Source organism: Saccharicrinis aurantiacus (assembly GCF_001660705.2).
GTDB lineage: Bacteria > Bacteroidota > Bacteroidia > Bacteroidales > Marinilabiliaceae > Saccharicrinis > Saccharicrinis aurantiacus.
The window spans coordinates 23676-47819 of the sequence record NZ_LYBV02000019.1 but is presented as its reverse complement, the minus strand read 5'-3'; the positions used below and the strand labels follow the sequence as shown (position 1 = coordinate 47819).

General features: G+C 33.7%; 20 protein-coding genes. 10 read left to right on the top strand and 10 right to left on the bottom strand.

The annotated features are described in order from the left end of the window. The first annotated feature begins 134 nt into the window (after positions 1-134). Together A8B35_RS07280 and A8B35_RS07275 are read left to right on the top strand one after the other, a co-directional pair. The gene (locus A8B35_RS07280; protein WP_139314840.1) at positions 135-479 is read left to right on the top strand and encodes a HopJ type III effector protein; all 345 of its coding nucleotides are present in this window, start codon (positions 135-137) and stop codon (positions 477-479) included. A 100-nt stretch (positions 480-579) separates the two neighbouring features. Further along, on the top strand, positions 580-1278 hold the full coding sequence (locus A8B35_RS07275; protein WP_075602631.1) for a DUF6567 family protein: 699 nt from the start codon (positions 580-582) through the stop codon (positions 1276-1278). Positions 1279-1387: 109 nt separating this feature from the next. On the opposite strand, the gene A8B35_RS07270 is transcribed toward A8B35_RS07275, so the two are convergent. After that, positions 1388-2338 (bottom strand): mechanosensitive ion channel family protein, encoded by a 951-nt coding sequence (locus A8B35_RS07270; RefSeq protein WP_075602630.1) that lies wholly within the window; start codon positions 2336-2338, stop codon positions 1388-1390. A gap of 389 nt (positions 2339-2727) precedes the next feature. Between A8B35_RS07270 and A8B35_RS07265 the strand changes: the two genes are divergently transcribed. Both A8B35_RS07265 and A8B35_RS07260 read left to right on the top strand, forming a co-directional pair. Continuing rightward, positions 2728-6438: a DEAD/DEAH box helicase gene (locus A8B35_RS07265; protein WP_075602629.1), complete on the top strand. Its 3711-nt coding sequence runs from the start codon at positions 2728-2730 to the stop codon at positions 6436-6438. Positions 6439-6497: 59 nt separating this feature from the next. After that, the gene (locus A8B35_RS07260; protein WP_139314839.1) at positions 6498-7364 is read left to right on the top strand and encodes a hypothetical protein; all 867 of its coding nucleotides are present in this window, start codon (positions 6498-6500) and stop codon (positions 7362-7364) included. An 8-nt stretch (positions 7365-7372) separates the two neighbouring features. On the opposite strand, the gene A8B35_RS07255 is transcribed toward A8B35_RS07260, so the two are convergent. The 5 genes from A8B35_RS07255 to A8B35_RS07235 form a co-directional block, all read right to left on the bottom strand. Then, positions 7373-7990, bottom strand: a complete 618-nt coding sequence (locus tag A8B35_RS07255; RefSeq protein WP_075602627.1) for a nitroreductase family protein — start codon at positions 7988-7990, stop codon at positions 7373-7375. Beyond that, on the bottom strand, positions 7983-8645 hold the full coding sequence (locus A8B35_RS07250; protein ID WP_075602626.1) for a nitroreductase family protein: 663 nt from the start codon (positions 8643-8645) through the stop codon (positions 7983-7985). The genes A8B35_RS07255 and A8B35_RS07250 overlap by 8 nt, the downstream gene beginning before the upstream one ends. A 45-nt stretch (positions 8646-8690) precedes the next feature. Then, positions 8691-9860, bottom strand: coding sequence for a 4Fe-4S binding protein (locus A8B35_RS07245; protein ID WP_075602625.1), 1170 nt, complete (start codon positions 9858-9860; stop codon positions 8691-8693). 318 nt (positions 9861-10178) lie between these two features. Next, positions 10179-10901 carry a (Fe-S)-binding protein gene (locus tag A8B35_RS07240; RefSeq protein ID WP_075602624.1) on the bottom strand — a complete coding sequence of 241 codons (723 nt, stop codon included), beginning with the start codon at positions 10899-10901 and terminating at the stop codon, positions 10179-10181. A 134-nt stretch (positions 10902-11035) separates the two neighbouring features. Then, positions 11036-12919 (bottom strand): methyl-accepting chemotaxis protein, encoded by a 1884-nt coding sequence (locus A8B35_RS07235; RefSeq protein ID WP_075602623.1) that lies wholly within the window; start codon positions 12917-12919, stop codon positions 11036-11038. 401 nt (positions 12920-13320) lie between these two features. Between A8B35_RS07235 and fabG the strand changes: the two genes are divergently transcribed. The 6 genes from fabG (at position 13321) to A8B35_RS07205 (ending at position 20253) form a co-directional block, all read left to right on the top strand. Next, positions 13321-14067: a 3-oxoacyl-[acyl-carrier-protein] reductase gene (gene fabG / locus A8B35_RS07230; protein ID WP_075602622.1), complete on the top strand. Its 747-nt coding sequence runs from the start codon at positions 13321-13323 to the stop codon at positions 14065-14067. A gap of 87 nt (positions 14068-14154) precedes the next feature. After that, on the top strand, positions 14155-15198 hold the full coding sequence (locus tag A8B35_RS07225) for a DUF6340 family protein (RefSeq protein WP_075602621.1): 1044 nt from the start codon (positions 14155-14157) through the stop codon (positions 15196-15198). Beyond that, on the top strand, positions 15195-16583 hold the full coding sequence (gene dacB / locus A8B35_RS07220; protein ID WP_075602620.1) for a D-alanyl-D-alanine carboxypeptidase/D-alanyl-D-alanine endopeptidase: 1389 nt from the start codon (positions 15195-15197) through the stop codon (positions 16581-16583). The genes A8B35_RS07225 and dacB overlap by 4 nt, the downstream gene beginning before the upstream one ends. Before the next feature lie 8 nt (positions 16584-16591). Beyond that, on the top strand, positions 16592-17746 hold the full coding sequence (locus tag A8B35_RS07215; RefSeq protein WP_075602619.1) for a DUF819 family protein: 1155 nt from the start codon (positions 16592-16594) through the stop codon (positions 17744-17746). 291 nt (positions 17747-18037) lie between these two features. Further along, positions 18038-19684: a diphosphate--fructose-6-phosphate 1-phosphotransferase gene (locus A8B35_RS07210; RefSeq protein ID WP_075602618.1), complete on the top strand. Its 1647-nt coding sequence runs from the start codon at positions 18038-18040 to the stop codon at positions 19682-19684. A 155-nt stretch (positions 19685-19839) separates the two neighbouring features. Then, positions 19840-20253 (top strand): RrF2 family transcriptional regulator, encoded by a 414-nt coding sequence (locus A8B35_RS07205; protein ID WP_075602617.1) that lies wholly within the window; start codon positions 19840-19842, stop codon positions 20251-20253. Positions 20254-20300: 47 nt separating this feature from the next. On the opposite strand, the gene A8B35_RS07200 is transcribed toward A8B35_RS07205, so the two are convergent. The 4 genes from A8B35_RS07200 to A8B35_RS07185 form a co-directional block, all read right to left on the bottom strand. After that, entirely contained in the window at positions 20301-20498 is a 198-nt protein-coding gene (locus A8B35_RS07200) for a hypothetical protein (protein WP_139314838.1), read from the bottom strand. Positions 20499-20679: 181 nt separating this feature from the next. Continuing rightward, the gene (locus A8B35_RS07195) at positions 20680-22071 is read right to left on the bottom strand and encodes an NfeD family protein (RefSeq protein ID WP_222844114.1); all 1392 of its coding nucleotides are present in this window, start codon (positions 22069-22071) and stop codon (positions 20680-20682) included. 11 nt (positions 22072-22082) lie between these two features. Next, on the bottom strand, positions 22083-22874 hold the full coding sequence (locus tag A8B35_RS07190; protein WP_075602615.1) for an EI24 domain-containing protein: 792 nt from the start codon (positions 22872-22874) through the stop codon (positions 22083-22085). A 35-nt stretch (positions 22875-22909) separates the two neighbouring features. Beyond that, positions 22910-24106, bottom strand: coding sequence for an MFS transporter (locus tag A8B35_RS07185; protein ID WP_075602641.1), 1197 nt, complete (start codon positions 24104-24106; stop codon positions 22910-22912). Between the last annotated feature and the right edge of the window lie 38 nt (positions 24107-24144).

Genomic DNA, 24144 nt, shown 5'->3' with positions numbered 1-24144 from the left:
ATGAACTTTTGGAAGTATTGAAGTCTGCAGTATTAATTAGTTTGACTGAGGTTTTACGAGCCTTGAAATTTAGAAGCTTTATCTATTTCTAAAATATTAATACATTTGCGTTTTATTAAATAAAACGTCAAATTATGAATTTATCAGAATATAAAAACAAACTAAAGAATTCTCCTGAAAGTATTGAATTTGCTGAAACAATGGATATCGTCGATCAGTATTATTCATTTACACCTACAGAATTTAAGAATGGAGAAGTAGTTAACGAAGAGGGGAAAAATAATGGTTCTTGTAAGTTATTCGCATTTGCGCAAATTCAGAAGTTCACTAAGGAAGAAACATTAATGTGTTTTGGGAAATTCTATACTAAAGATGTATTAGAAAATCCGAACGGAGATGATCATCAGAACATCCGCAACTTTATTACACATGGTTGGGATGGCATAAACTTTAAAGGAGTAGCCCTACAAGAGAAGTAATTAAGGATTATTATATAAAAAAGTACGGCACTCAATAGAGTATCGTGCTTTTTTATGTTAAACATTTTGCTAAATTTGCGTTTCACTAAAAATCCAAACTATGAAAAACCTAATTTTTGTTTTTGCAGTTGTAATCTTTTCTTCGTGTATGGCCAATCATTTTGGTGTGATGAGTACTGGCCCCATTACAAAACAAGTTCAGTATGTTGATATGGCAATGGGAGTTTCACAAACACAGAAAGTATTGTTTTTCGGAGGTCTCTCGAAAGATGCGCTAGTATTAAATGCCAAGCAAAAATTAATGAGGAACAGACCTCTGCAAGTAAATGAATCTTATGCGAATTTTATTGTAGACTTTAAAAATTCATATTACTTATTTTATTCAACTACTATAGCTACAGTTAGTGCTGATGTGATTAATTTTTCGGATACCATAAGTACTCCATACTCGGATATTTATAAAAATCACATTAACTCAATTGGGGTAAATGTTCAGAATGAGTTAGAATATATAAACAATTTAGCCATTGGAGATAGTGTGCTAGATGCTAAATATAGAGCATGCAAAATATTATCCTTTCCTTCTGATAAAAAGGCGCGTATCTCTTACATTGATGATAGAAACAATCAGAAAATATCAGTTACTAATGTCAAATATCTTTCAAATATTCATAAAGGGAATGGGGTATATGATATCGGAGATGATTTTAAAGGGTTTGGAACTATAGTTGCCGTTGGATCTGAAGGTGTAATTATACTTAATACAGATAATGAAAGGGAGTTTTATTTCTTTGAGTAATATCAATAAGTCTTTAAAAAGTACAGCATTCATTTGAGGTACTGTGCTTTTTTATGTTTAGATATTGCGCATTACTCATAACTGCCTTATTAATAGTAACCTATAACAATCAGTTCATCATTTCTTCCTTAGATAAGGGATCTGCTTCAATTGCTTCGGGTATATCAATACGCGTTTTTGGTAAAGCATCAGGGTAGTTCTCTTGAATAAAAGTAATTAAGCCTTCTCGTATAAATACTCTCAGGTCCCATGCAGTTGGCGAGTTTTTTGCACTCATCAAGGCTCTAACCTCCATAGTTTGTTCTGTTGCATTTGTTACCTGCAGAACGTTTACTTCTTTGTCCCACAAATCAGTTGATTCTAAAAGCCTTGTTAGCTCTTCTCGCAATGCTTTTACATCCATAGTGTAATCAGTATATATAAATACAGTTCCAAGTATATCGGCAGTGTTTCTTGTCCAGTTCTGAAAGGGAGTTTCAATAAAATACGTAGTTGGTACAATCAATCGTCTTTTATCCCAAATACGCACTACAACGTAGGTAAGGTTTATTTCTTCAATCCAGCCCCATTCATTTTCAACAATTACTACATCATCAATTGCAATGGGTTGGGTAATGGCAATTTGAATACCCGCTAAAACTGTTCCTATGAATTTTTGAGCAGCAAAACCAATTATAATTGTCGATATTCCTGCCGAGGCAAATAAGCTAATACCTAACTTTTTTACATCATCAAATAGCATTAATGAAAAACCAATAGCCACAATAATTACCACAAATATTAAAATGTTTTCAAGTATATTATATTGTGTATAAACACGCCTGCTTTTTAAATTATCTTCTTTCTTAATATCAAAATTGCCTAATACACCTAGCTTTATTAAACGTAGCATTTTTATTACCATCCAGGTAAAACTGATTATTAAAACTATAGAGAGTAGCTTACTAGTTATCTCAGTATTGATAATGGCAAGTTGCGGATAAAAATGGTTGACTTGTTTAAGTGCAATTGTGAGGCACAAAAGAAGAACAGGTAGAATGAAGGATTTTATATTTTTCATCATTATAGTTTTTTAACGGTTATACAATAATGCATGAAGTAAAATGTAGTAATATGTTGATATCTAGCTATAAGTGGTATTGTTAATTTAGATGAGACTTAAATTCTCTGAATATTCTATATTTTTCTTCATTATTTCATATTAAAGCAATTAATGTACAAAAAAGTTGATTAAGAATGTATTATGTGATTATCTAAAAGGCTAGTCTGTAATTTTACTTCAATTATAATATTAATACATGTTGTATAACTTAGCGCGAAGCAAAAATTATTGCTATTTTCGCATTTTGGCGCCATCGCAACATTTTAAAGGGCAAAAATTAGATCATAATTATGCCTTTTATTTAGATGTTTGGTGTGTATTTAATTTATATGCAATAGCATTCCAATATGGACAAAATAGAACAAGCTTTAACTCTTATAGAGGAATTTATCAATGCTTCAACCACTGATGCCAATATTCAGCAAGGAGAATCATTATACAACAATAATGTAGTTACTTTAAAAGGAAGTGATAAAGAGAATGATACATTTAGATTCATGGTTCGTGATTCTAAATACTATAAAACTGAAGTATACGGAATTTACAAAGGTTCAGTACGCACCAGTTGTTCTTGTCCTTTTTCATTTGGTGTATTGTGTAAGCACAGTGTGGCGGCATTAAAATATTTGATTGATAATATTTATAAGCTTGATGGTTTTGCACAAGAGGGTGCAAGACCTATTGAAGTGGCTGAAAAAAGACATGCCGCAGGAGTAGAGTTAGTTAATGTTAATCCTTTGCGTGCTGGAGAGTTAAAACAAATGGCTACAGGTAATACCATTAATAGGGTAGTGAATTATGCCTTTTTAATGACGTGTACTGATATTATTATTACTCCGGAATGTATCACCTTTAAAACTAAAGATGAATACCGTAAAGATAGTGTTGAAATCAGAAAAGTAGAAGATTCATTTTATGTTTCATCTACTCAAAGTACAGCATCTGGCAATTTAAATTCGATAGAATTATATTGTTTATTGTTGATAGCTAACTCTGATATTCCGCAAATGATTGCGGGCGTTTTTGCCGAGGAGAATATGCCTTTTCAGCAAGATTTACTAAGTCAATATGGCTTAGATAAAGGTGCTCCGTTTACCGATTATTTTAATTACGTATATGATGAGGATAAAGGCTTACACATTGTAGCAGATTCAAAGGCAAAAGGCTTAATGTCGGCCGACGAATTAGCCGATGCAAGATTAGCCCGCATTCTTAAGCCCGAAGATGATTTGAAAGTGTTGAATCATTTACCAAAGGTAGATACTTTGCAAGAATTGGGTTTTGTTTTACAAGCCATTCAGTCTCGCACTGGTTCATACTCATATCGTATAGTGCCCATTTTAGGTAAAACCAATAAAACAAAAGATGCTATTATAAATAGTATTGATGTTTACCATCGCGATTCAAACAAAATAAAACCGTCAGATAATCAAAGAGAATTATTAGATCTTATCCATCAGTTTAACTTGGATGAGTTAAGTGATTCTAAATCTTTTTCCGCAATGCAAAAGGCTTTTCGTTTAATGACGAATGAGCGTTTTATTTATCATGCTGATACGGGTTTCTATGAGTTTAAGAAACGTGATTTAAGCATGATAACACTTTCTTCCACACCTATTGATATGACATTTGATGTGTCGGTTAATAGTCAGTTTGTGAATTCAGATATGAAGATCAAAGTGGGTAAGTTGTTTTATAAACATGAAGATTTAAGTCAGAAATACGTTAATCCATATATCAACAGTATCAATAATATCTTTTACTTTTCAAAGAATGAAAGAGTAGGAGAGTGCCTGACCAGTTTACCAAGTGAGCTAAAAATGGTATTGGCGCAAAAAGAAGAGTTTTACAGAAGGGTAGTGGCTCCTTTATCAAAAGATTTTGTAATCAATTTTAATGAGGGAAGCTACGACACAGAAGTGATTGAGTTAGACTTTAACGAGAAGGAATTATACCTAACCGAGAAAGATGGATATGTGGTATTTACACCACAAGTTGTTTATCAAGACGACATGTCTGTGCTCCTACATAAAAACGGAAACTTACTTGATAAAACTGATCAATTAGTTAAAGTTTACAAACGAAACTTTGAGCTTGAGGATGATTATATTGACATGATTTCGAAAATGCATCCTCAATTCGAAACACAAAAATCCAATCGTATATTCTTCCTCCACATGAGTGAGTTTACCGATAACATGTGGTTTTATAAGTTCTTTGATCATTTGCAGGTTAATAATATTGAGGTGTTTGGATTAAAAGACCTCAAAGGTTTTAAGTATTCGCCATACCAAGGTAATATAAGTACTTCGGTTACTTCTCGTCAAGATTGGTTTGAAGTGAATATACAAGTTAGTTTTGGTGATAATCAGATTGGTTTAGCTGAGATTAAAAAAGCGGTTCTTAAAAAGGAAAGATACATTCAGTTAAACGATGGCTCTGTAGGGATTATGCCTAAGGAGTGGTTTACTAAATTAGAGAAATACTTCAGAAATTCAGAGATTAAGGATAATAGTTTAGCCATCTCAAAACTTCGCTTTTCTATTGTTGATGATTTATTTGATGAAATAGACGACTTTAAAGTTATACAAGAAATAACAGAGAAGCGTGAGAGATTAAAAGCGTTTACTGAGATTACAGATACCGAAGTTCCAGATAATATTACAGCTGAACTCCGCCATTATCAGAAAGAAGGTTTAAACTGGCTTAATTTCTTAGATGAGATGCAGTGGGGTGGTATTTTGGCCGATGATATGGGACTTGGTAAAACCTTGCAGATATTAACTTTTATTCAGCATGTAGTTCGTAAAGAAAATAGTACCAATTTAATTGTGGTACCAACAACATTGTTGTTTAACTGGGAAAATGAGATTGCTAAGTTTGCTCCTGATTTAAAGGCATTTTATTATTATGGAAGCAATCGCCAAAAAGATACCTCGGTATTTAAAGATTACGATTTGGTGTTTACTACCTATGGTATATTATTACGTGATATTGAAGTGCTAAAGGATTTCAGGTTTAATTATGTAATTCTTGATGAGTCGCAGGCCATTAAAAACCCTGCTTCGCGTCGATTTAAAGCTGCCAAACTAATTCAAGCCAACAATAGAATTGCCATGTCGGGTACACCAATTGAGAATGGTACGTTCGATTTATATGCGCAAATGAGTTTTGTAAATCCAGGCTTCTTTGCTGCTGCTTCTTCTTTTAAAGAGAATTATGCTTTTCCAATAGATCGCGACGGCGATGAAAACATAGCAAGTGAACTACAAAAAGTAGTGAATCCGTTTATTCTTCGTCGTACAAAAGAGCGTGTTGCAACCGAGTTACCTTCAAAAACAGAAGATGTAATTTACTGCGAAATGGAGCCTAAACAACGTAGTGTTTATGATGCTTACCGAAATAACTTTAAAGAGAAGTTATTAAATAAGATTGATGAACAAGGATTGGCAAAATCAAAAATAATGGTACTTGAGGCCTTAACGCGTCTGCGCCAAATTTGTGATTCCCCATTACTAATCAATGATGAAAATGTAACAGAAGCGCAATCAATTAAGATAAAAGAGATATTGCGCCACATTACTCATAAAACTACCGACCATAAAATATTGGTATTTTCTCAGTTTGTGAAGATGTTAGATTTAGTGAAAATTGAACTCAATAAACTAAATATAAAGTACGAATATCTTGATGGAAAGAGTAGTCCGAAACAGCGTGAGCAATCGGTTGATAATTTCCAAACAAACGGTGAGTTACGTGTGTTCCTTATCAGCTTAAAAGCGGGTGGAACAGGATTAAACCTTACGGCTGCAGATTATGTGTATCTATTAGATCCATGGTGGAATCCAGCTGTAGAGAATCAAGCTATTGACCGTTGTTATCGTATTGGACAAGATAAAAAGGTATTTGCTTATCGCATGATTTGTAAAAATACTATAGAGGAGAAAATAGTAAAACTACAGAATCAGAAAAAGAAAATTGCAGGAGATATTATTCAAACAGATGAGAATATTATGAAAACTCTTGATATGAATGATATTGAAGAGTTGTTCTCGTAATAGAGGATTTTCTTTGTAGAAGGAATTAAACAATATTGGATATGCTAGGTTTTCTAATTATGATTAGAAGATTTAGCATATTTTTGTTTCTAGTAGTTCCATATCTCGCGAAAGCGCAGGGGTGTAGTGATGCGGGTATTTGCAGTATGCCGCAATCATCAGTAACTTCGCACGAAAAATCAATCCCCCTATCCTTGAGTGTTGAACAAACCTGGGAGTTGGGAGAACAGGATATGCAATATTTGCATTCTGTTTTTGGTTTAGCTTTGAAAGCATCCGATAAATTAGATATTTCTTTTTCAATACCACTTCGTAATGCATACTATAGTCAAGAATGGTACGCCTATATTAGTGATGCTACTTTAGCAAGCAGGTATTTAGTAAGCGATAAAATTGGTATTACACTTGGTGCTAAATTCCCCATTGGAACTGTCACCGCGCAAGATGCCGCCGGTAATCATCTGCCAATGGCCCTGCAAGGAGGATTGGGTACTTATGATTTATTATTTCAAGGTGAATATAAGATGCCTTCCTGGTCAGTTGCATTAGGTTATCAGTTGCCATTTGGGGCTATTGATAATACCTTTGAACCAAACGGAAAGTTTATTGATTTTCAGAATAGTTATCATTTAGATAGGGGAGATGATATTATGCTGCGATATAACCGCATGTGGGCCAGTACCAATTTAAATTGGATGGCATCAGTTGTATCTGTTTATCGTATCAAAGGAGATTATATTTATGATGGAGAAAGAGTGCCAGAATCAGAAGGAATTTCTTTTAATCTCGGCTTACAAGCCATAAAAGCAATCCAAAAAGGGAATTTAAAAGCTAGGTTAGCGGTGCCTGTTTATGTTAGAAAAGCTCGCCCAGACGGGCTAACCCGAACTGTAATTATCGCTCTTGCCTGGGAGGGTTTTTTATGATTAATCTATTATTCTCCCCATTCTTCCCAATGTATATTATTGGGGTCGAATTTATCCTTTGGTTTGTCCTTACCTGTGGGATAACCAAGTGTGATTACGCACAAAGGAACCACGTGTTCAGGCAACTTTAACTCAGATTTAATGTGTTCAGTATAATCTTTCCAAGGATATACTGATTTCCAAACAGCACCAAGTCCCATGCCTTCAATGGCCAATAGCATATTTTGGGTAGCTACAGAGGTGTCGGTAATCCAGAATTCAGGTGCACGTTCATCGGTCTTATGCATGTTGGCACATACAACAATAGCAGCTTTTGCATCTTTTTGCTTGATGGCAATTAATTTATTACTGCTTGTTATAGGAATAAACTCCCAAGGTCTTTTATCAATTCCAGAAGGGGCTGCCATTCCGGCCTTCATAATGGTAAGCAAATCTTCTTTAGAGACTGATTTATCCAGATAATGTCGTACACTTTTTCTGTTATGAATCACCTCTAGAATAGCATCTCTTTTGGTGGTTGAAGAATTGGCCACATCTTCTAGTTTAATTCTTGTTTCAGCTAGCTTATAGGTAGTTATAAATAATACTATAGCTAGCAATAATGATAATGTGTGACTTTTACTCATCTGTTTTCACCGATTTTTTGGTCCATTTTTCCCAATGAATATTATTGATATCAAACTTATCTTTAGCCTTTTCAACTCCTGTTGGATATCCCAAAGGAATAATGCATAAAGGCATTATGTGGTCGGGAAGATTAAGTACATTTCTAGCATGTTGCATGCGCTCTTCGCCAGGGTATAATGTGCTCCAAACACCACCTAAACCCATCGCTTCAATGGCAAGAAGCATATTTTGTGTAGCAGCAGAGTTATCTGTAATCCAAAACTCAGGGTTTCTTTCATCAACCTTGCTCATATCACCACAAACAACAATAGCAGCAGGTGAACCATCTAAACCACTGGCCCATTCAAGTTCTTTACGTAATTCAAGCATTGTGCTTCTATCTGTTATAGCAATAAATTGCCAAGGGCGAGTATCGTGTCCTGATGGTGCAGCCATTCCGGCTTCCATAATAGTAATTAAATCTTCTTGTGATACTTTTTTATCTGTATAATGTCTAACGCTTTTTCTATTTTGTATGACGGATAAAACCGCTTCTCGTTGTGTTGTTGCTGATTGTTCTGTTTCTTCCGATTTGCGCCTAACATCTACTAACTTGTATGTTGTTATAAAGAGAGCTATTGCTAGTAAAAGTGATAATAATTGACTCTTATTCATAATATATAAATATAAGTGTTGTTGTTAATTTATTGGGTATAAATACTATTTCTCAATGGGTTTTCTGATGGTGTTTAGTATGTATCCTGTGGGGCATGCAAATCTGCACCATGGCCGAGGTATAAATACCGAAAGTGCCAAGAATGTTAATGCCAATATTAATACGGGTATAGAAGCTGACTTAAAGATAAATGCTGAAAAAGGTTCAATATTCGTTAAATCAAAACCCACTCCTGTGAATAATAGAAGCATAATAGTGGCAAATACTTTCTCTTGCAATGTTGAAAGAAATTCCTTTACCCGTGGTGATAATTTGACCTTATCTTTTTTTATTTTCCCCAATAAATCCTGACTTGCTCCAAATGGGCAAAGATGACTACAGTAAAATGATTTGCTAGTGAACAATGGTAATCCAATACTTAGTATCAAAATGACGAATACAAATAGTTTAGCGGGTAAGTCGATACCATATATTATCCAATTGCTTATCGAAAAAATAGATAAGAAGGTACCTAACCAAAATCCTAATATTAGTATTGTCAATACCTGATGTAAGGTTCTCACTTTTCTCATCTTTTTAGTAAAGAAAAATTGTAGCAGTGCTAATATAATTAGTAAATAGCCCGAAGCTGTTTTTGCAATTGTTAATAAATCTATCTTCTCAACTTCAGAAGCCGATTGTTCCGAAATTTGCCCAACTCTGTGTCTGAGGGTTTTAATAATGGCTGTTGAGCTTAATGTAGCACCACTAAAAGCATCTACTTTTTTATTGCTAAGCTTGTTTATATGAATATTATCCCAACTTTTAAGAAAGCCAGAGGCTACAATATCACCAATAAAATCAGGTGATTCATAATTCTTTAATAGAGAAATGCCCTGAAGTTTATTACTGTTGTCGAAACCAATTAATAAAGGAACTGAAGAGGTATATCCAGTTATCGAATCGGAAAAGGGACTACTATTTATCGCCCATCCTACACGTTGTGTTCCTGAGTAAACTAGTATACTATCTGCATTAACTTCATATTTATCAGCTGAGCTAAATATGCTTTTGATATCTGTCAACTCAAATTCCGTTTTCTGACTCTCACCTTCCTCGCTAGTGAATAATTTGATGCCGAATAATTGCTCATTTTGTATTGCCCAAACTCCTACAAGTAATATAATAATGCAATACGCTGATGCTTTTTTAATAACGTTATTATTTATTTTCATAGAGCTAGTAATAACATTACAACTACTGCTGCCAGTATTATATTAATAACATCACTAATGCTTATTTTTTTCATTTGTATAATGTTTGTTGATGTATTTGTTTTGGATACAAAAATAGTTATCCTGTGCTTTGTAGTAGTGTACTTATATTGGAAACTATTGTTAAATTATTGGCTTTTACAGAAGACTGAATTGTTTATTGTCAGCTTGAGTAGTGGGCTGTGTGTATAGAAAAGGAGGGAAGTCTAAATTCAATATCAATTAATAGAAAATCATATTGAATTTAGATAATTATAATTTATGAGGTCTAATTGACCCTTATAAATTCTGAGCCAATATATCAGCTAAATGAATGGTTTTAATATTCAGCTTCTGTTCATTAATATACGACTGAATATTCAATAAGCATGATGCTTCTGTTGATACAATATATTCAGCACCAGTAGCCATTGCATGTTGTACTTTTTGCTCAACCATTGCAGTTGATATTGGAACCATTTTTACCATGAAAGTACCACCAAAGCCACAGCAAGTGTGGGTGTCCTCCATTTCGGTTAACTCAATGCCTTCAACATTATTTATTAAAGTGCGCGGCTCATCAGTTAAGCCATATTCGCGTAGCGCAGAACAAGCATCGTGATATGTTACCTTGTGCGGGAAACTAGCTTTAAAGTCAGTTACCTTTAAATGGTTTACTAAATAATCACTAAGCTCAATAACATTACGTTTTAACCTTTCGCAATCAGCAAGGTAATCAGGTTCATCCTTTAAAACTTCTGTGTAGTGATTTTTAATATAACCAGCACATGAGGCGGAAGGTACAATAATTGGTCTGTCCTCAGGAAAGTCTTTGATGAATTTAATGGCTGTTTTCTTAGAGTTTTTCCAAAATCCACTGTTGAACATTGGCTGTCCACAACAAGTTTGTTTTGGGTTGTAGTTTACTTCAATATTTTGAGATTCCAATATCTTTACAACACTCCATCCTGTGTTAGGAAACATTTGATCAATAAAGCAAGGTATAAATAAGTCGACAGTCATTATCTTAAAATTTTGCCAAAGTTAATTTTTTAGATCTTATCAGCAGCTTCTAATTTTATTTAATTCGGGTAGTGCAATAAAAAAAGCTCTATGATAAATTATCATAGAGCCTTAGTATATTTTTACTCTGTATTTTATTTTGTTGTGAAATAGTTCATTGTTTCATTCAAAGCTTTTGCCTGCTGAGATAACTTTTCAATAAACTGATTCATTAATTCGGCTTGTTGTGCATTTTGTTGGGTTATGCTATTTAGCTCCGAAATTGTACTGTTTACCTGATCAACTGCCGATGTTTGGTTTTGTGAGTCAAGCGAAATAACATTAACCAAATCAGCTGTTTTTATAATTTCAGGAGTTATCGCATCTAATTTCTCAGTAGCACTGTTTGAAACTTCTTGTCCCATTAAGGCAGCATTCTCAATTTCGTCAGTCAAGTTTTTAGTGCGCTCCGCTAGTTTTCTTACTTCGGTAGCAACTACTGCAAATCCTCTTCCACTTTCACCGGCTCTGGCTGCTTCCACTGCTGCATTTAGTGCTAATATATTGGTTTGTGCAGCTATCTCTTTCACTTCTAAAACCTTCTGAGTAATCTCTAACATGGCCTCATTACTTTGGTGCACTGTTTTTAGTCCCTCTTGAATGTTTTCAGCAGCAAGCGTAGAAATACGATTGGTTTCAATTGAGTTGGTGGTATTTTGGTGTGTGGTACTCATAATTTCAGCCATTGTTGACGAAATTTCTTCCATAGAAGCAGCTTGTTCTGCAGCACTCTCTGCTAACTTTTGAGTCTCAGATTCAATTTCAGACGAGGCACCGGTTATCGATTTTGTAATGCTAATTACGGTAGAAACTACTTCGTTAATTTTATTAGTCATTTCGCCTAAGGTAGAAACCATCATACCAATTTCATCATTTCTTGATGTATCCATCGATGCACTTAAATTACCTTCCGCAATTTGAGAAGCAAATTCTGATGTGTCAGATATCGGCTTAATAACATTTTTAACCATTCCGAAAAGAAGTACTATTATAATGATAAGTCCTATAACCCCTGAGGCAAATATAATCAGCGACTGTTGTCTGGTTTCTGCTAATACAGTGGATACAGGAATGCTATAAGCAAGTCCCCATTTTTCAGGAGAATTACCAATTTCGATGCTCGAGAATGAATAAAAATTGTTTTCTTTTTTCTCATCCTCAATTTCACTTAAAAAATGAGTACTCTCTTCAAAATTATTAAACAATTCGCTAGTCTCAGGAAAATCAATTCCAGTATCCTTTAAAAATTTACCTACCCACTCTTCTCTTTTCGAGGCAATTATATGACCATTATTAGAGAATAATATGATATTGGCTCCTTCAATACTCTCTATCTTATTTAGTATCTGTTGGTAACTATCAAGCTCCATATCAAAACCCACTAAGCCGATAAATTTGCCATTTCTTTTAATAGGAACACAAATGCTAGTTTCCATAATTGGAGACGCTAGTTTTCCTTCATAATCCTCGTAGTACGGGTTGGTAACGTATTCATCATTTAACTTATGGATAGTTTCATACAAGCCGCTCTCACCATTTTTATCAAGGGTGTCTGATTGGTAAGTAATGCTATTGCCGTAATTAAAAAATGTACTTCTTCTTCGTCCGTATTCAGCTGTCCAAGAATCTGACAATGTATTTAATTGCCAATTATACCAAGTTCCTTTTAAGTGACTGTTATGTTCTATAAAAGAGCGTATAACGCTATTTGAAAGTTCAATTTTAGTATCTGAATCTTCATCTCTAAAGGCTTCAATACTTTGAGATAAAGCTCTAGCTAAGGATAAGTCCTCATTGAGAAGTTGTGAGATTCGAGAAGAATATAGTTGTGCAGAAAAGGAAGTTTCATTAAATGCTTTTTCCTTGGCATTTTTATTAAACTGAATATTGATAAAGGTAAAGATGATGCCGTATACTATAAATACAGGTATAATAATATTACTAACTACTTTACGCTTTAAATTTGATCTCTTCTTCATAGAATATGTGTTGTTAAAGTGCTTGAGTACTATTTTTGGAAGGTTTATTTTAAGTCTAATACAATGCAAATATAAAACATAGACACCTTTCGTAGTATGATTAATGTTGGATTAACATAAAATAACGTATTTTCTTCCAGTACCCCCATATTTAAGTGTTAGTGTACTCAAATATGATGAAAATGTTTCACAAGTGATGCTATAGTTGCTAGTACGCGATCAAAAATGGAATTATTATTCACTTTAAGGCTGAATGGATAATTCTTTTAAATCAGACTGATCATTGTTAAAAAAAACCGAGGACTTAGATAATTATTACTACATTTGCCAAGCTAAATTTAACAAGGTTTTATTATATAGATTTTGTTATAAATTACCTTTGAGAATAAAAATTTTATAAAATGAAATTATTAGAAGGAAAAACTGCAATTATTACTGGTGCTGCTAGAGGTATTGGTAAAGCTATTGCAATGACTTATGCACAGCACGGATGTAATGTAGCATTTACTGATTTACAAATTAACGAGGCTGCGCAAGAAACAGAAAAAGAATTAACAGCTCTAGGGGTTAAAGCCAAAGGCTATGCTTCTGATGCAAGTGATTTTGAAGATACACAACGTGTAGTTGATGAGATTGTTGCTGATTTCGGTCGTGTTGATGTATTAATCAATAATGCTGGTATCACAAAAGATACATTATTAATGCGTATGACTGAAGAGCAGTGGGATATGGTTATTAAGGTAAACTTAAAATCTGTATTTAACTTTACTAAAGCTGTTCAGAGAACTATGCTTAAGCAACGTTCTGGATCTATCGTAAATATGAGTTCTGTAGTAGGTGTTAGCGGAAACGCTGGTCAGGCTAATTATGCAGCTTCTAAAGCTGGTATGATTGGTTTTACAAAATCTATAGCTAAAGAATTAGGTTCTCGTGGAATTAGAAGTAACGCAATTGCTCCAGGATTTATCATTACAGAAATGACAGGTGTATTAGCTGATGATGTTAAAGCACAATGGGAAGCTCAAATTCCATTAAAGCGTGGAGGTACTCCTCAGGATGTTGCCAACACATGTGTATATTTAGGTTCTGATTTATCACAATATGTAACCGGACAAACAATTCACGTTTGTGGTGGTATGAATATGTAGTATATAATTACATCTTTTTATATATTTGGCTGTTCTATTTTAATAGAGCAGCCTTTTTCATTTTTAGGCATAAGTAATTAATATTATATGAAGCAACTCATAAATTATATACTACTGGGTTTTTTATTAGTGTTTGCCTCGTGTTCAACGTACGAATCTTTTACTATAGATGTACTTGCACCAGCTAAGTATACCATAGCGCCAGAAATTACATCAGTAGTTTTGGTAAATAATTCTATTCCTTATCGGGATACCACAAAAAATACGGTTCAGGTAAATGGTAAGAAAAGAACAATGCAATCTGTATGGCAAGATGATTTTGCAGAAATTGCCCTTCAATCTCTGAATCAGGAATTATTATTGCGCGAGTTTTATGATACTGTTTATTATCACAGTCAAACTTTAAAAACAGATGCTTCCTATCCTTATCGAGCTTTAAATTGGTTACAAGTAGATAGTATTTGCAATATTTATGGTGCGGAAGGAATCATTTCATTTGAAGCTAATCGTTATGCAACAACAGTAAAAGCAGAACCTCAATACGATGGTGGATTTTATGCCACTATGGATGTTGAAGGAGCTATTTTGTGGCGAGGATACAATAATATTGATAGAACAGCTTTATATAAAGAAGTGCAAAAAGATACGATATCGTGGCAAGCCTATGGAAGTACTCTAGAAAGAACGGTACGCGATTTACCTGATCTTAAAGAGGCTTACGTTAGTTTAGCCGAATATCAAGGTATGCAAGCAGTTAATCATACAACGCCACTATGGGAGAGTGAACAAAGGGGTTTGTATAAAAGTGGTAATTATCAGTTTCTTCAGGCTGCCGAATTTGTTCGTAAAAAACAATATGGCGAAGCTATTAAACTCTGGAAGTATATCTATGATAATGCTAATAGTAAGTATAAAGCACGTTCTTCATATAATCTAGCAGTTGCATCTGAAATATTGGGTGATTTTGAATCGGCTAAATATTGGTTGAAGATATCGAATGACATTTATATTTCTAAAGAAGGAAATGTAAATAAGGAAGAGTTTTTACGTTCGCAAGAGTATGCAAAAATTCTTCGTGCACGTTTAGAAACTATAAATAAGTTAAAAGAACAAGTAGGAGGGTTTGAATGAAATATATAATAACGCTTTGTTTTACCTTAATATTCACGCAAATAATTGCTCAAGATTCCTTTAATCCCGACGAGGCTCTTTTGTGTAAGTTATCAAGGACTGAGAGTAAAGTATTTTTTTCTGAGCATTCAAAAGTACCAGCTGTTCCTGCATCATTATTAAAATTGGTAACAACAAGTACCGCTCTTGAAGTGTTAGGTCCTAATTTTCGGTATAGAACACGAGTAGGATACACGGGTGATATTATAAATGGAGTTTTACACGGTAATATTATTATAGTATCAGGTAATGATCCAACTTTGGGCTCCGACTTATTTGATTCAACTTCTGTTGATATTCTATTTTCTCAGATTAAACATTCGCTTGAGCTAAAGCAAATACAGCATATAAAAGGAGATATTCAAATTCAATTCAATAGTGCAACGGTAGATTATCCGGCAGCCCGTTTATGGGAGGATATGGGGAATTATTATGGTGGGATTCCTAATAATCTAAACTTCCGAGATAATACCATAAGAATCACACTGCAAAGTACTGAAGTAGGGTCAAAAGTTAAAGTTGTTGATATAGCTCCTGATATTGATTATTATACCATACAAAGTAATGCTATTGCTGCAGCTCATCAAAAGGATAGTGCCTATGTGTATGGCATTAGTCAGCTTCAGAAATGGTGGATTGAAGGTTCTATTCCGGCAAACCTAGAAGCTTTCACTATAAAGTCAGCAATGCCAGATCCATCAATGGTATTTGTTCAAGATTTACGATTATTTCTTAAAGAGAATCAAATAGAATTTAGTAACAATACTGAGGAAAGTACTTCCACGGATGGAGCTTTTCAATTGTTGTGTGAAGTCTATTCTCCAACGTTATCTGAAATTATTAAAGTAACCAATCATAAAAGCAACAATCTATTTGCTGACCAACTCTTCTTAACTCTAGCAGAAAGATATTCGGGAGTTCAATCATGGGATAATGGTGTTCTAGCAATTGAATCTTTTTGGAAAGATAAAATAGATTACGTCTCTAATTTTAACATTAAAGATGGAAGTGGTTTGTCGCCAAAAAACCACTTAACCTCCGAAGGGATTGTACAATTATTAGAATGGATGCAAAATAATAGTTCTCATTTTGATGTATTTAAGGAATCTTTAGCAATTGGAGGGCAATCAGGTACTTTAGAGTATGTATTTAGAGATTCTAAAATTAAGGGTAAAATATTGGGCAAGAGTGGTTCTATGGAATCAGTAGTGGCTTATGCCGGCTATTATATCAAAAATGACAATAATTATATTCCATTTTGTATAATCGCCAATAATTTTCTTTCAAGTAGTAAAAGTGCACGCAAGTATATCGATAAATACTTAACTGCTCAATTTTCAAAATAGTCCCCAGTATGCAAGTTGCTTTTTTATTGTTGTTTTACATATTATCACCATTTGTAATTCTATACCTGTGCCATAAATATGCTTTTATAAATAAGCTGGGAGCTGTTTTAATGGCATATGTGGTAGGAATAATTATTGGTAATACGGGCTATTTTAATGGCGATGCTATAAATCAGATGCAAGAAATAGTGATGTCTGTAACCATTCCATTGGCAATACCATTAATACTATATTCGAGCAATTTAAAAAAGTCTTTTGAATTAGCTAAAAGCACTTTTATGTCACTATTAAGTGCTTTAATTGCGTTAGTCGTAATTGTAGTGCTTGGGTATTTTATATTTAAGCCTGTTGGCTATGGTAATTTTTCAAAAATATCAGGATTGCTTGTGGGCGTTTACACAGGAGGAACACCTAATTTGGCTGCCTTAAAAATGGTTCTGGATGTTGATGCTAGTACCTACTTGGCTATTCATACTTACGATATGGTTTTATCAACTTTGCATTTGTTTTTTCTAATGTTGATTGGTAAAAAAATGTTTGAGTTGGTTTTACCAAAGTTTGTGAGTCAAGATAATAATATTGATGATAAATGGATTAGTGAAGTGGCCAAAGATCCCTATTGGGGTTTATTGAGTAAAGAAAATAGACTGCCGCTTCTGAAAGCTGTTGGAATCACTTTTTTGATAGTTGCCATTGGTGGAGGTTTAATGATGCTTATGCCTGAAAAATATCAAATGGCGGTATTTATTTTATCAATTACAGCTTTAGCACTTGTTGCATCTACAAAAGATACCATTAAAGATATACCAAAAACTTACGAGTTGGGTATGTACCTTATTTTAATATTTAGTATCGTAGTAGCCTCAAAGGCTGATTACCGTAATTTCACTAATATTAATCCTACTATATTCTATTATGTAACCTTTGTGGTCTTTGGTTCAATGATACTTCATGTATTGTTAGCTAAAATCTTTAAAATAGATGCTGACACTGTAATCATAACCTCAGCAGCTTTAATTTGCAGCCCACCATTTGTTCCAGTAGTGGCAGGAGCCTTAAAAAACAAGGCTTTAATTTTACCTGGTATTACGGTTGGAATAGTTGGTTATGCTATTGGTAACTTTTTAGGATTTCTAATTTCTGAATTACTCACATTGTTTTAGGTTTTTTTGTAGTTTATTAAACTTCTTAAATTCTTTTGATTCAAAGCTTACTAGCTTATTATAGAAAATGAGTTTAAATAACTATTAAATCATAAATATTAGGATTGATTCTTTTTTAAATTGAAAAAATAGTGTCATTTTTGCAGGCAATTAGAAAACAGGTCAAAGGGCCATATTCTAAGGTAAAGTTTGTTGGGTATTTATGTATTAGAATACTGTTTATATAGCTGATAAACTTATAAAGTTGAAATAGATTATTTCTAAAAACTATATTTAAAATATTTGGATAAGATGATTAAAAGTCCACTTCAAATTGCTCGCGAAAGCTATGCTCCAAAAGTGCCTGCTGCATTAAAAGGAGCTGTAAAAAGTGTTCAAGGAAAAAACACTGAGTCTGTTGCTGATCAGGCAGATATTAAAAAACTTTTCCCAAATACTTATGGTATGCCAATTTTAACTTTTGAGCCAGGAGATTCTTCTGCTACAAGTGAGGCTATTGCTGTAGGTGTTATTCTTTCAGGTGGTCAAGCTCCAGGAGGTCATAATGTAATTTCTGGTATCTATGATGGTCTAAAATCTTTAAACCCTGCTAACAAAGTTTACGGATTTTTAGGTGGTCCTGGTGGATTAGTTGATAACGATTATTTAGAGTTAACTGATGATATCGTTGATCATTACAGAAATACTGGTGGATTTGATATCATCGGTTCTGGTAGAACTAAATTAGAGGAAACTGCACAATTCGATAAAGGTTTAGAGAATTGTAAGGCTTTAGGAATCAATGCACTTGTTATTATTGGTGGTGATGATTCAAATACAAATGCATGTGTATTAGCTGAGTATTATTTAGCTAAAGATGCTGGTGTACAGGTTATTGGTTGTCCTAAAACAATTGATGGTGATCTTAAAAACGAAATGATTGAAACTTCATTTGGTTTTGATACAGCTTGTAAAGTATACAGTGAGCTTATTGGTAACATCCAACGTGATGCTAACTCAGCTAAAAAATACTGGCACTTTATTAAATTAATGGGTCGTTCTGCTTCTCATATTGGTTTAGAGTGTGCTTTACAAACACAACCAAACGTAACTATTATTTCTGAAGAGGTTGAAGAAAAAGGTTTAACTCTTGATGAAGTTGTTACTGATATCGCTAATGTTGTTGCTGCTAGAGCTGAAACAGAAGGAAACTTTGGTACTGTTTTAATTCCCGAAGGATTAGTAGAATTTATTCCTGCTATGAAAGTTCTTATTTCTGAATTAAACGACTTATTAGCACATAACGAGGCTGAAGTTAATGCAATTGAAACTGACGTTGAGAAAAGAGCATTTGTTGCTGCTAAGTTAACTGCTGATTCAGCTGCTGTATTTACTTCTTTACCTGATGGATTTGCTAACCAATTAATGTTAGATCGTGATCCGCATGGTAATGTACAAGTATCAATGATTGAAACTGAGAAGTTATTAATTGATATGGTTGCAGCTAAACTTAAAGCTATGAAAGCTGAAGGTAAATATGTAGGTAAATTTGCTGCTCAAGGACACTTCTTCGGATATGAAGGACGTTGTGCTGCTCCTTCTAACTTTGATGCTGATTATTGTTATTCATTAGGAACAACAGCTTCATTATTAATTGGTGAAGGTAAGTCGGGTTATATGGCTTCTGTACGTAACTTAACAGCTCCTGCTGATCAGTGGATCGCTGGTGGTGTACCTGTTACAATGATGATGAACATGGAGCGTCGTCATGGTGAAATGAAACCAGTAATTCAAAAAGCATTAGTTCGTTTAGATGGTGCTCCTTATAAAGCATTAGTTGCTAAGCGCGATGAGTGGGCTAAGACTACATCTTTTGTTTATCCAGGTCCTATTCAGTATTTTGGTCCTTCAGAAGTATGTGATCAACCTACTAAAACTCTTATGGAAGAGAGTAAATAAGTTTCAAGAAACTTTATTATATAGAGCCTCGCGTTAGCGGGGCTTTTTTGTTTTATAACATATCGAAAATTTTTTATCATAATAATAAAATCAGTTTATTTGCAGTCCCAATATATTTCTTTACCAGACTTTTTAAAAGTCTCATATTATAAAATATGTCAAAAATATTCACACTTTCAGAAGCTTCTTCCATAGCAATTCATGGTATGGTTTTAATTGCTAAATCTGACGTTAAATTAAATGTTAACCAAATTGCTGAAAAAATAGATAGCTCTAAGCATCATGTAGCAAAAGTCTTTCAGCGATTAGCAAAAGAGAATTTGGTTAGTTCCAACAGAGGACCTAGTGGTGGTTTTATCCTTAAAAAGGATCCTGAAGAAATCTCGCTTTTGGATATTTACGAAGTTATTGAAGGAAAAATTGAGATTGAAGGATGTATGCAAGATAAGGAAGAGTGCGCTTTTGACTCTTGTATTTTGGGAAATATATCAAATGATTTGGCTTGCAGATTTAGAGCTTATTTGAAAGATAAATTTCTGATAAATTATTTAGATAAAGCATATAATTAAGAACAAATGATATAAAAAAAAGCTGCATTAAGCAGCTTTTTTTGTTTTTACATATCGTCTTCATCAAAATAGTAATCATCATTCATTCCGTGAAAACCATCTCCTAAAACATCTTCAAAATCCTCTGCTAAATCATTATAAATTTCAGAGTCTTTGTTTTTTGTAACTCTTGTAGGTTTGTCTTTTCTTTTCTCATCAAGATCTTGATACGAAGTTGAATTTGTCTTTTTTTTCTCGCTCATCATAACTCTGCCCTCCTTGCATATACAGTTAATTATCTATTTCACTTAGGCAAATTACATATTACCAAAGATAGATTTAATGACAAAATGCAGACAAAAAGTATTAATTTTTCACTATCTAATAAGTCGGAATAATTAATATCCACACATCATTTTACATTTGCTAAAAGTGTAATTAGCCATATTAAGCCTTTGTAACGTATAGCTGGCCGGCTTCAAATTTAACAACATCTACAGTTTCACCCTTTTCAATAATACCTATTAGTGCAATTGCATCGTAAAGTTCATCATCAATGCTTATTTTTCCTGAAGGACGTAACTGTGTTTCAGCAATGCCTTTTTCTCCAATTAAATTAGCTAAAGAAGGATCAAAACTTAAATAACCTTCAGAAATTTTCTGTGATCCTTGCAAAGCGACTTTTGAAAGGGCACCTGTTGTAAATAATTTTTCAGTCATTGGAATTGCAGCTGCAAAGGCCAGAAAGGTTCCTGAGGATACAATAATCAAGGCTTTTACCATTTCGTCTCCTGGTACGTTTGTAAAATCAAACACAACATTTTCAAGAAGACTAAGCATAAGGCCTGCAAATACCAAAGTAATTCCTGCAATCCCCGTTATACCAAATCCTGGCACCACAAATATTTCAAGAGCAATTAGAGCCAAGCCTGCTATAAAAAGTAATATTTCCCAATTTTCAGCTAATCCATCAATATATAAAGGTGCGAAGTATAATATAGCTGCAATGCATGAGGCTAATAATGGAAAACCAATTCCTGGTGACTGCAACTCGAAATAGAGACCGCCAATGATTACAAGAATTAAAATACCATGAAAAACAGGGTTTGTTAAAAAGCCTTTTATATTACTATACACAGTTGGCTTGTGGGTAACTATTTCATAATCGGTGTAGCCAAGTTTATTTAAAACTTCATCCACATTGTCAGCTTCTCCTTCGCAAAATCCAAATTCAATTGCTTCAAGAGTCGTAAAGGTTAATATTTTTCCTGTATCAATAATTCCTTCTAGGTATATACTTTCATCTACCATTGCCTCTGCAATTTTAGGATCTCGTCTCCAAATATAAGTTGTATCAGAGCCATTGACTATCGTATCTTTTCCATGGGCTTCTGCAGTTGCTCTAATTGTTGAGCGCATATAGCTTTGGTATTTATCGGGCATTTTTTCACCACTCTGATTAACAACCGTGGCAGCACCAATATTGGCACCAGGACGCATAAAAATGCTGTCGCAAGCAATGCTTATTAATGCGCCTGCAGAGGCGGCATTATTATCAATAAATACATGAACTGGTATGTTACTATTTAGAATTTTAGTACGTATGGAATCGGCAAAAACTACCTGACCACCATAAGTGTTTAAGTGAAGTAATATCACATCAGCTTTTAATTTATTGGCTTCCTCAAATGCATTTTGAGTATGTATCCATGATGTACTTCCAATTTCTTGTTTAATATCAAACTTATAAACAAGCGATTGCAAGGTGCTATCAACTTGAGCTTTACAAATAAAGAAAGTTACTAATAATAGAGAGGTGAAAATGGTTCTTTTTATCATAGTGTGTATTTCTATTGCAGTTTTTGTTTATTATCGATCATTAATTCTATTGTTGATATTGTAGCAGCTGTTATCGCTATAATAGAAACAAATCCTGAGATTAGTACTCCAATATACGGAATTAAAAGAATTGCGGAGAATATTGTTCCATTTCCAACGGTTAAACCTTTGTTTGTTTTAGCAAAGTTAATGCTTTGGTTAAGGTTTAGATTTTGTCGTTCCATGGTGTAATCCATAAACGAAAACCCGTAAAAATAGGCAGTGACTAAAAACAATAGAGGTCCACTAACTAAGCCTACTACAGGTACAAAACTTAAGGCAAACAATCCTATGGTAATTATTATTTCTAATCCAAGGTTTCTTAACGCAAGTAGTATGCCTCTCCAAACATCTTTTGCAAATTGTTTAATGCTGAAAGGATATTCATTTCCTGTTAGTTTTTGTTCTACTTTTTCAGATAAAATGGCATAAATAGGGGATAGTAGTATGAGTACAAAATAGCCACCTATAAAAGCAAATATTGAGATGAACAGTAAGCGTATTAATATATTTATCAGAAAGAATATTACATCATAAAGGACTCCTGAACCCCAGAACTCCCAGGTTTCTATTGATATCCAACTATTAAGTTCTGCTATTGCTTTCGAACTTAAAGATACTGTAGAAGCATATCCTAAAATAAAGAGAAGGATATTTAAAAGGATAGGAAATATAAAGAACCAGGTTAGTTTATGGTGTATAAGGAATTTTGAGGCTTTCGAATAGGCCTTAATTCCCTTAGAAAAGTCTTTGAAAAATGTCATATCAAGATTGAGTTAATTGCAACTAAAGTAAATTTTTAAACGCTTTTGTGCAAACTCTGCTGTTTTAACGAGTTTAGAAATAAGAATATGGATGAGCCAATTAGAATTGTAAATACAGCACCTATAATTATCAGGGCCTGTGAGCGAGTGTAATTGTCTGATAAATATCCGAAGAGTGGTGCTATTATGGCAAACATAGCTCTAATTAATAAGCTTCGGATTGAAAGAACTGTTGCCCTTATGTCGCTTGAAGTAATTCGATTGATATAATCTTTTAATACTGGTGTTGCGATACCTCTTGAGAAGTAAAAAATAGCCAGTATTAAGAATATCCATGAGGATGAAACAAAACCGAGTATTACAAAAGTTCCGGTTATTATTATTGAGGTAAGCCAAATGGTACTTTGAGGTTTCAATCGTTTCTCAATTTTGTAGGCAAAAAGTGTGGTGGTACCTACTATTAAATTGAGTACCGAATGGGTTGTTCCAATGGTTATTTCCGAGAATTTTAAATCGTATAAGTATAATTGATAAACCCATGCCATTGTTAAGGTTGCAGTTCCTAAAATGGAAGAGTAGATTAAATTCCACCTGAGGTTTCTATTTTTAACCATAGCATACCAAACAACATCAAGTATGTCTTTTAATCCAGGCTTTTTTCTATTGGAATTAAGAGGTGGTTCAATAAGCATTATGGCTGCAGGTACGGCCATGAAAGCTATTCCTGTTTGTAGTATAAATGGAAGACGCATATTTATTGCTGCTAGAGTTCCTCCTAAAATACCAGCCAATGCTTCAGAGTAATTACCAACTGTAAAGTTTCGTCCTTCGTATTTTATATATTCATTTTCTTTATTAGTCGATTTTAAGGTATCATAAAGCAATGCACTATCAGCACCAGAAATGAAGCTTTGTCCAACGCCTAATATTAGTTCTGCTAACATAAAATAGTAGAACCCAGAGGTAGTTGCGTAAACTAAAAAACCCAAACAGCCTAGGATAGATCCTATGATGAGTGTTTTTCTTCTGCCCAATACATCAGCTACATATCCTGATGGTATTTCAAAAATTACAATCGCTATTGAATAAAAGGCTTTTAACTGAAACGATTGTTTATCAGTAAAGCCCATATCTTTATAAAAGAGCATTAAAATAGGCATGGTTAGCATAAACCATTTTGCTATTTTTATAATGTAGAGTTTGTTTACGTTTGAGCTTATGTTTTGTGTCATATAAATAAAAATGCCTGCAATCATTAATGGTTGCAGGC

Coding starts and splice junctions, on each gene's coding strand:
- dacB (WP_075602620.1), top strand. CDS start 15,195: ATGAAATATATAATAACGCTTTGTTTTACCTTAATATTCACGCAAATA.
- A8B35_RS07195 (WP_222844114.1), bottom strand. CDS start 22,071: ATGATAAAAAGAACCATTTTCACCTCTCTATTATTAGTAACTTTCTTT.
- A8B35_RS07270 (WP_075602630.1), bottom strand. CDS start 2,338: ATGAAAAATATAAAATCCTTCATTCTACCTGTTCTTCTTTTGTGCCTC.
- A8B35_RS07215 (WP_075602619.1), top strand. CDS start 16,592: ATGCAAGTTGCTTTTTTATTGTTGTTTTACATATTATCACCATTTGTA.
- A8B35_RS07280 (WP_139314840.1), top strand. CDS start 135: ATGAATTTATCAGAATATAAAAACAAACTAAAGAATTCTCCTGAAAGT.
- fabG (WP_075602622.1), top strand. CDS start 13,321: ATGAAATTATTAGAAGGAAAAACTGCAATTATTACTGGTGCTGCTAGA.
- A8B35_RS07245 (WP_075602625.1), bottom strand. CDS start 9,860: ATGAAAATAAATAATAACGTTATTAAAAAAGCATCAGCGTATTGCATT.
- A8B35_RS07200 (WP_139314838.1), bottom strand. CDS start 20,498: ATGATGAGCGAGAAAAAAAAGACAAATTCAACTTCGTATCAAGATCTT.
- A8B35_RS07205 (WP_075602617.1), top strand. CDS start 19,840: ATGTCAAAAATATTCACACTTTCAGAAGCTTCTTCCATAGCAATTCAT.
- A8B35_RS07250 (WP_075602626.1), bottom strand. CDS start 8,645: ATGAATAAGAGTCAATTATTATCACTTTTACTAGCAATAGCTCTCTTT.
- A8B35_RS07265 (WP_075602629.1), top strand. CDS start 2,728: ATGGACAAAATAGAACAAGCTTTAACTCTTATAGAGGAATTTATCAAT.
- A8B35_RS07185 (WP_075602641.1), bottom strand. CDS start 24,106: ATGACACAAAACATAAGCTCAAACGTAAACAAACTCTACATTATAAAA.
- A8B35_RS07260 (WP_139314839.1), top strand. CDS start 6,498: ATGATTAGAAGATTTAGCATATTTTTGTTTCTAGTAGTTCCATATCTC.
- A8B35_RS07210 (WP_075602618.1), top strand. CDS start 18,038: ATGATTAAAAGTCCACTTCAAATTGCTCGCGAAAGCTATGCTCCAAAA.
- A8B35_RS07225 (WP_075602621.1), top strand. CDS start 14,155: ATGAAGCAACTCATAAATTATATACTACTGGGTTTTTTATTAGTGTTT.
- A8B35_RS07275 (WP_075602631.1), top strand. CDS start 580: ATGAAAAACCTAATTTTTGTTTTTGCAGTTGTAATCTTTTCTTCGTGT.
- A8B35_RS07255 (WP_075602627.1), bottom strand. CDS start 7,990: ATGAGTAAAAGTCACACATTATCATTATTGCTAGCTATAGTATTATTT.
- A8B35_RS07190 (WP_075602615.1), bottom strand. CDS start 22,874: ATGACATTTTTCAAAGACTTTTCTAAGGGAATTAAGGCCTATTCGAAA.
- A8B35_RS07235 (WP_075602623.1), bottom strand. CDS start 12,919: ATGAAGAAGAGATCAAATTTAAAGCGTAAAGTAGTTAGTAATATTATT.
- A8B35_RS07240 (WP_075602624.1), bottom strand. CDS start 10,901: ATGACTGTCGACTTATTTATACCTTGCTTTATTGATCAAATGTTTCCT.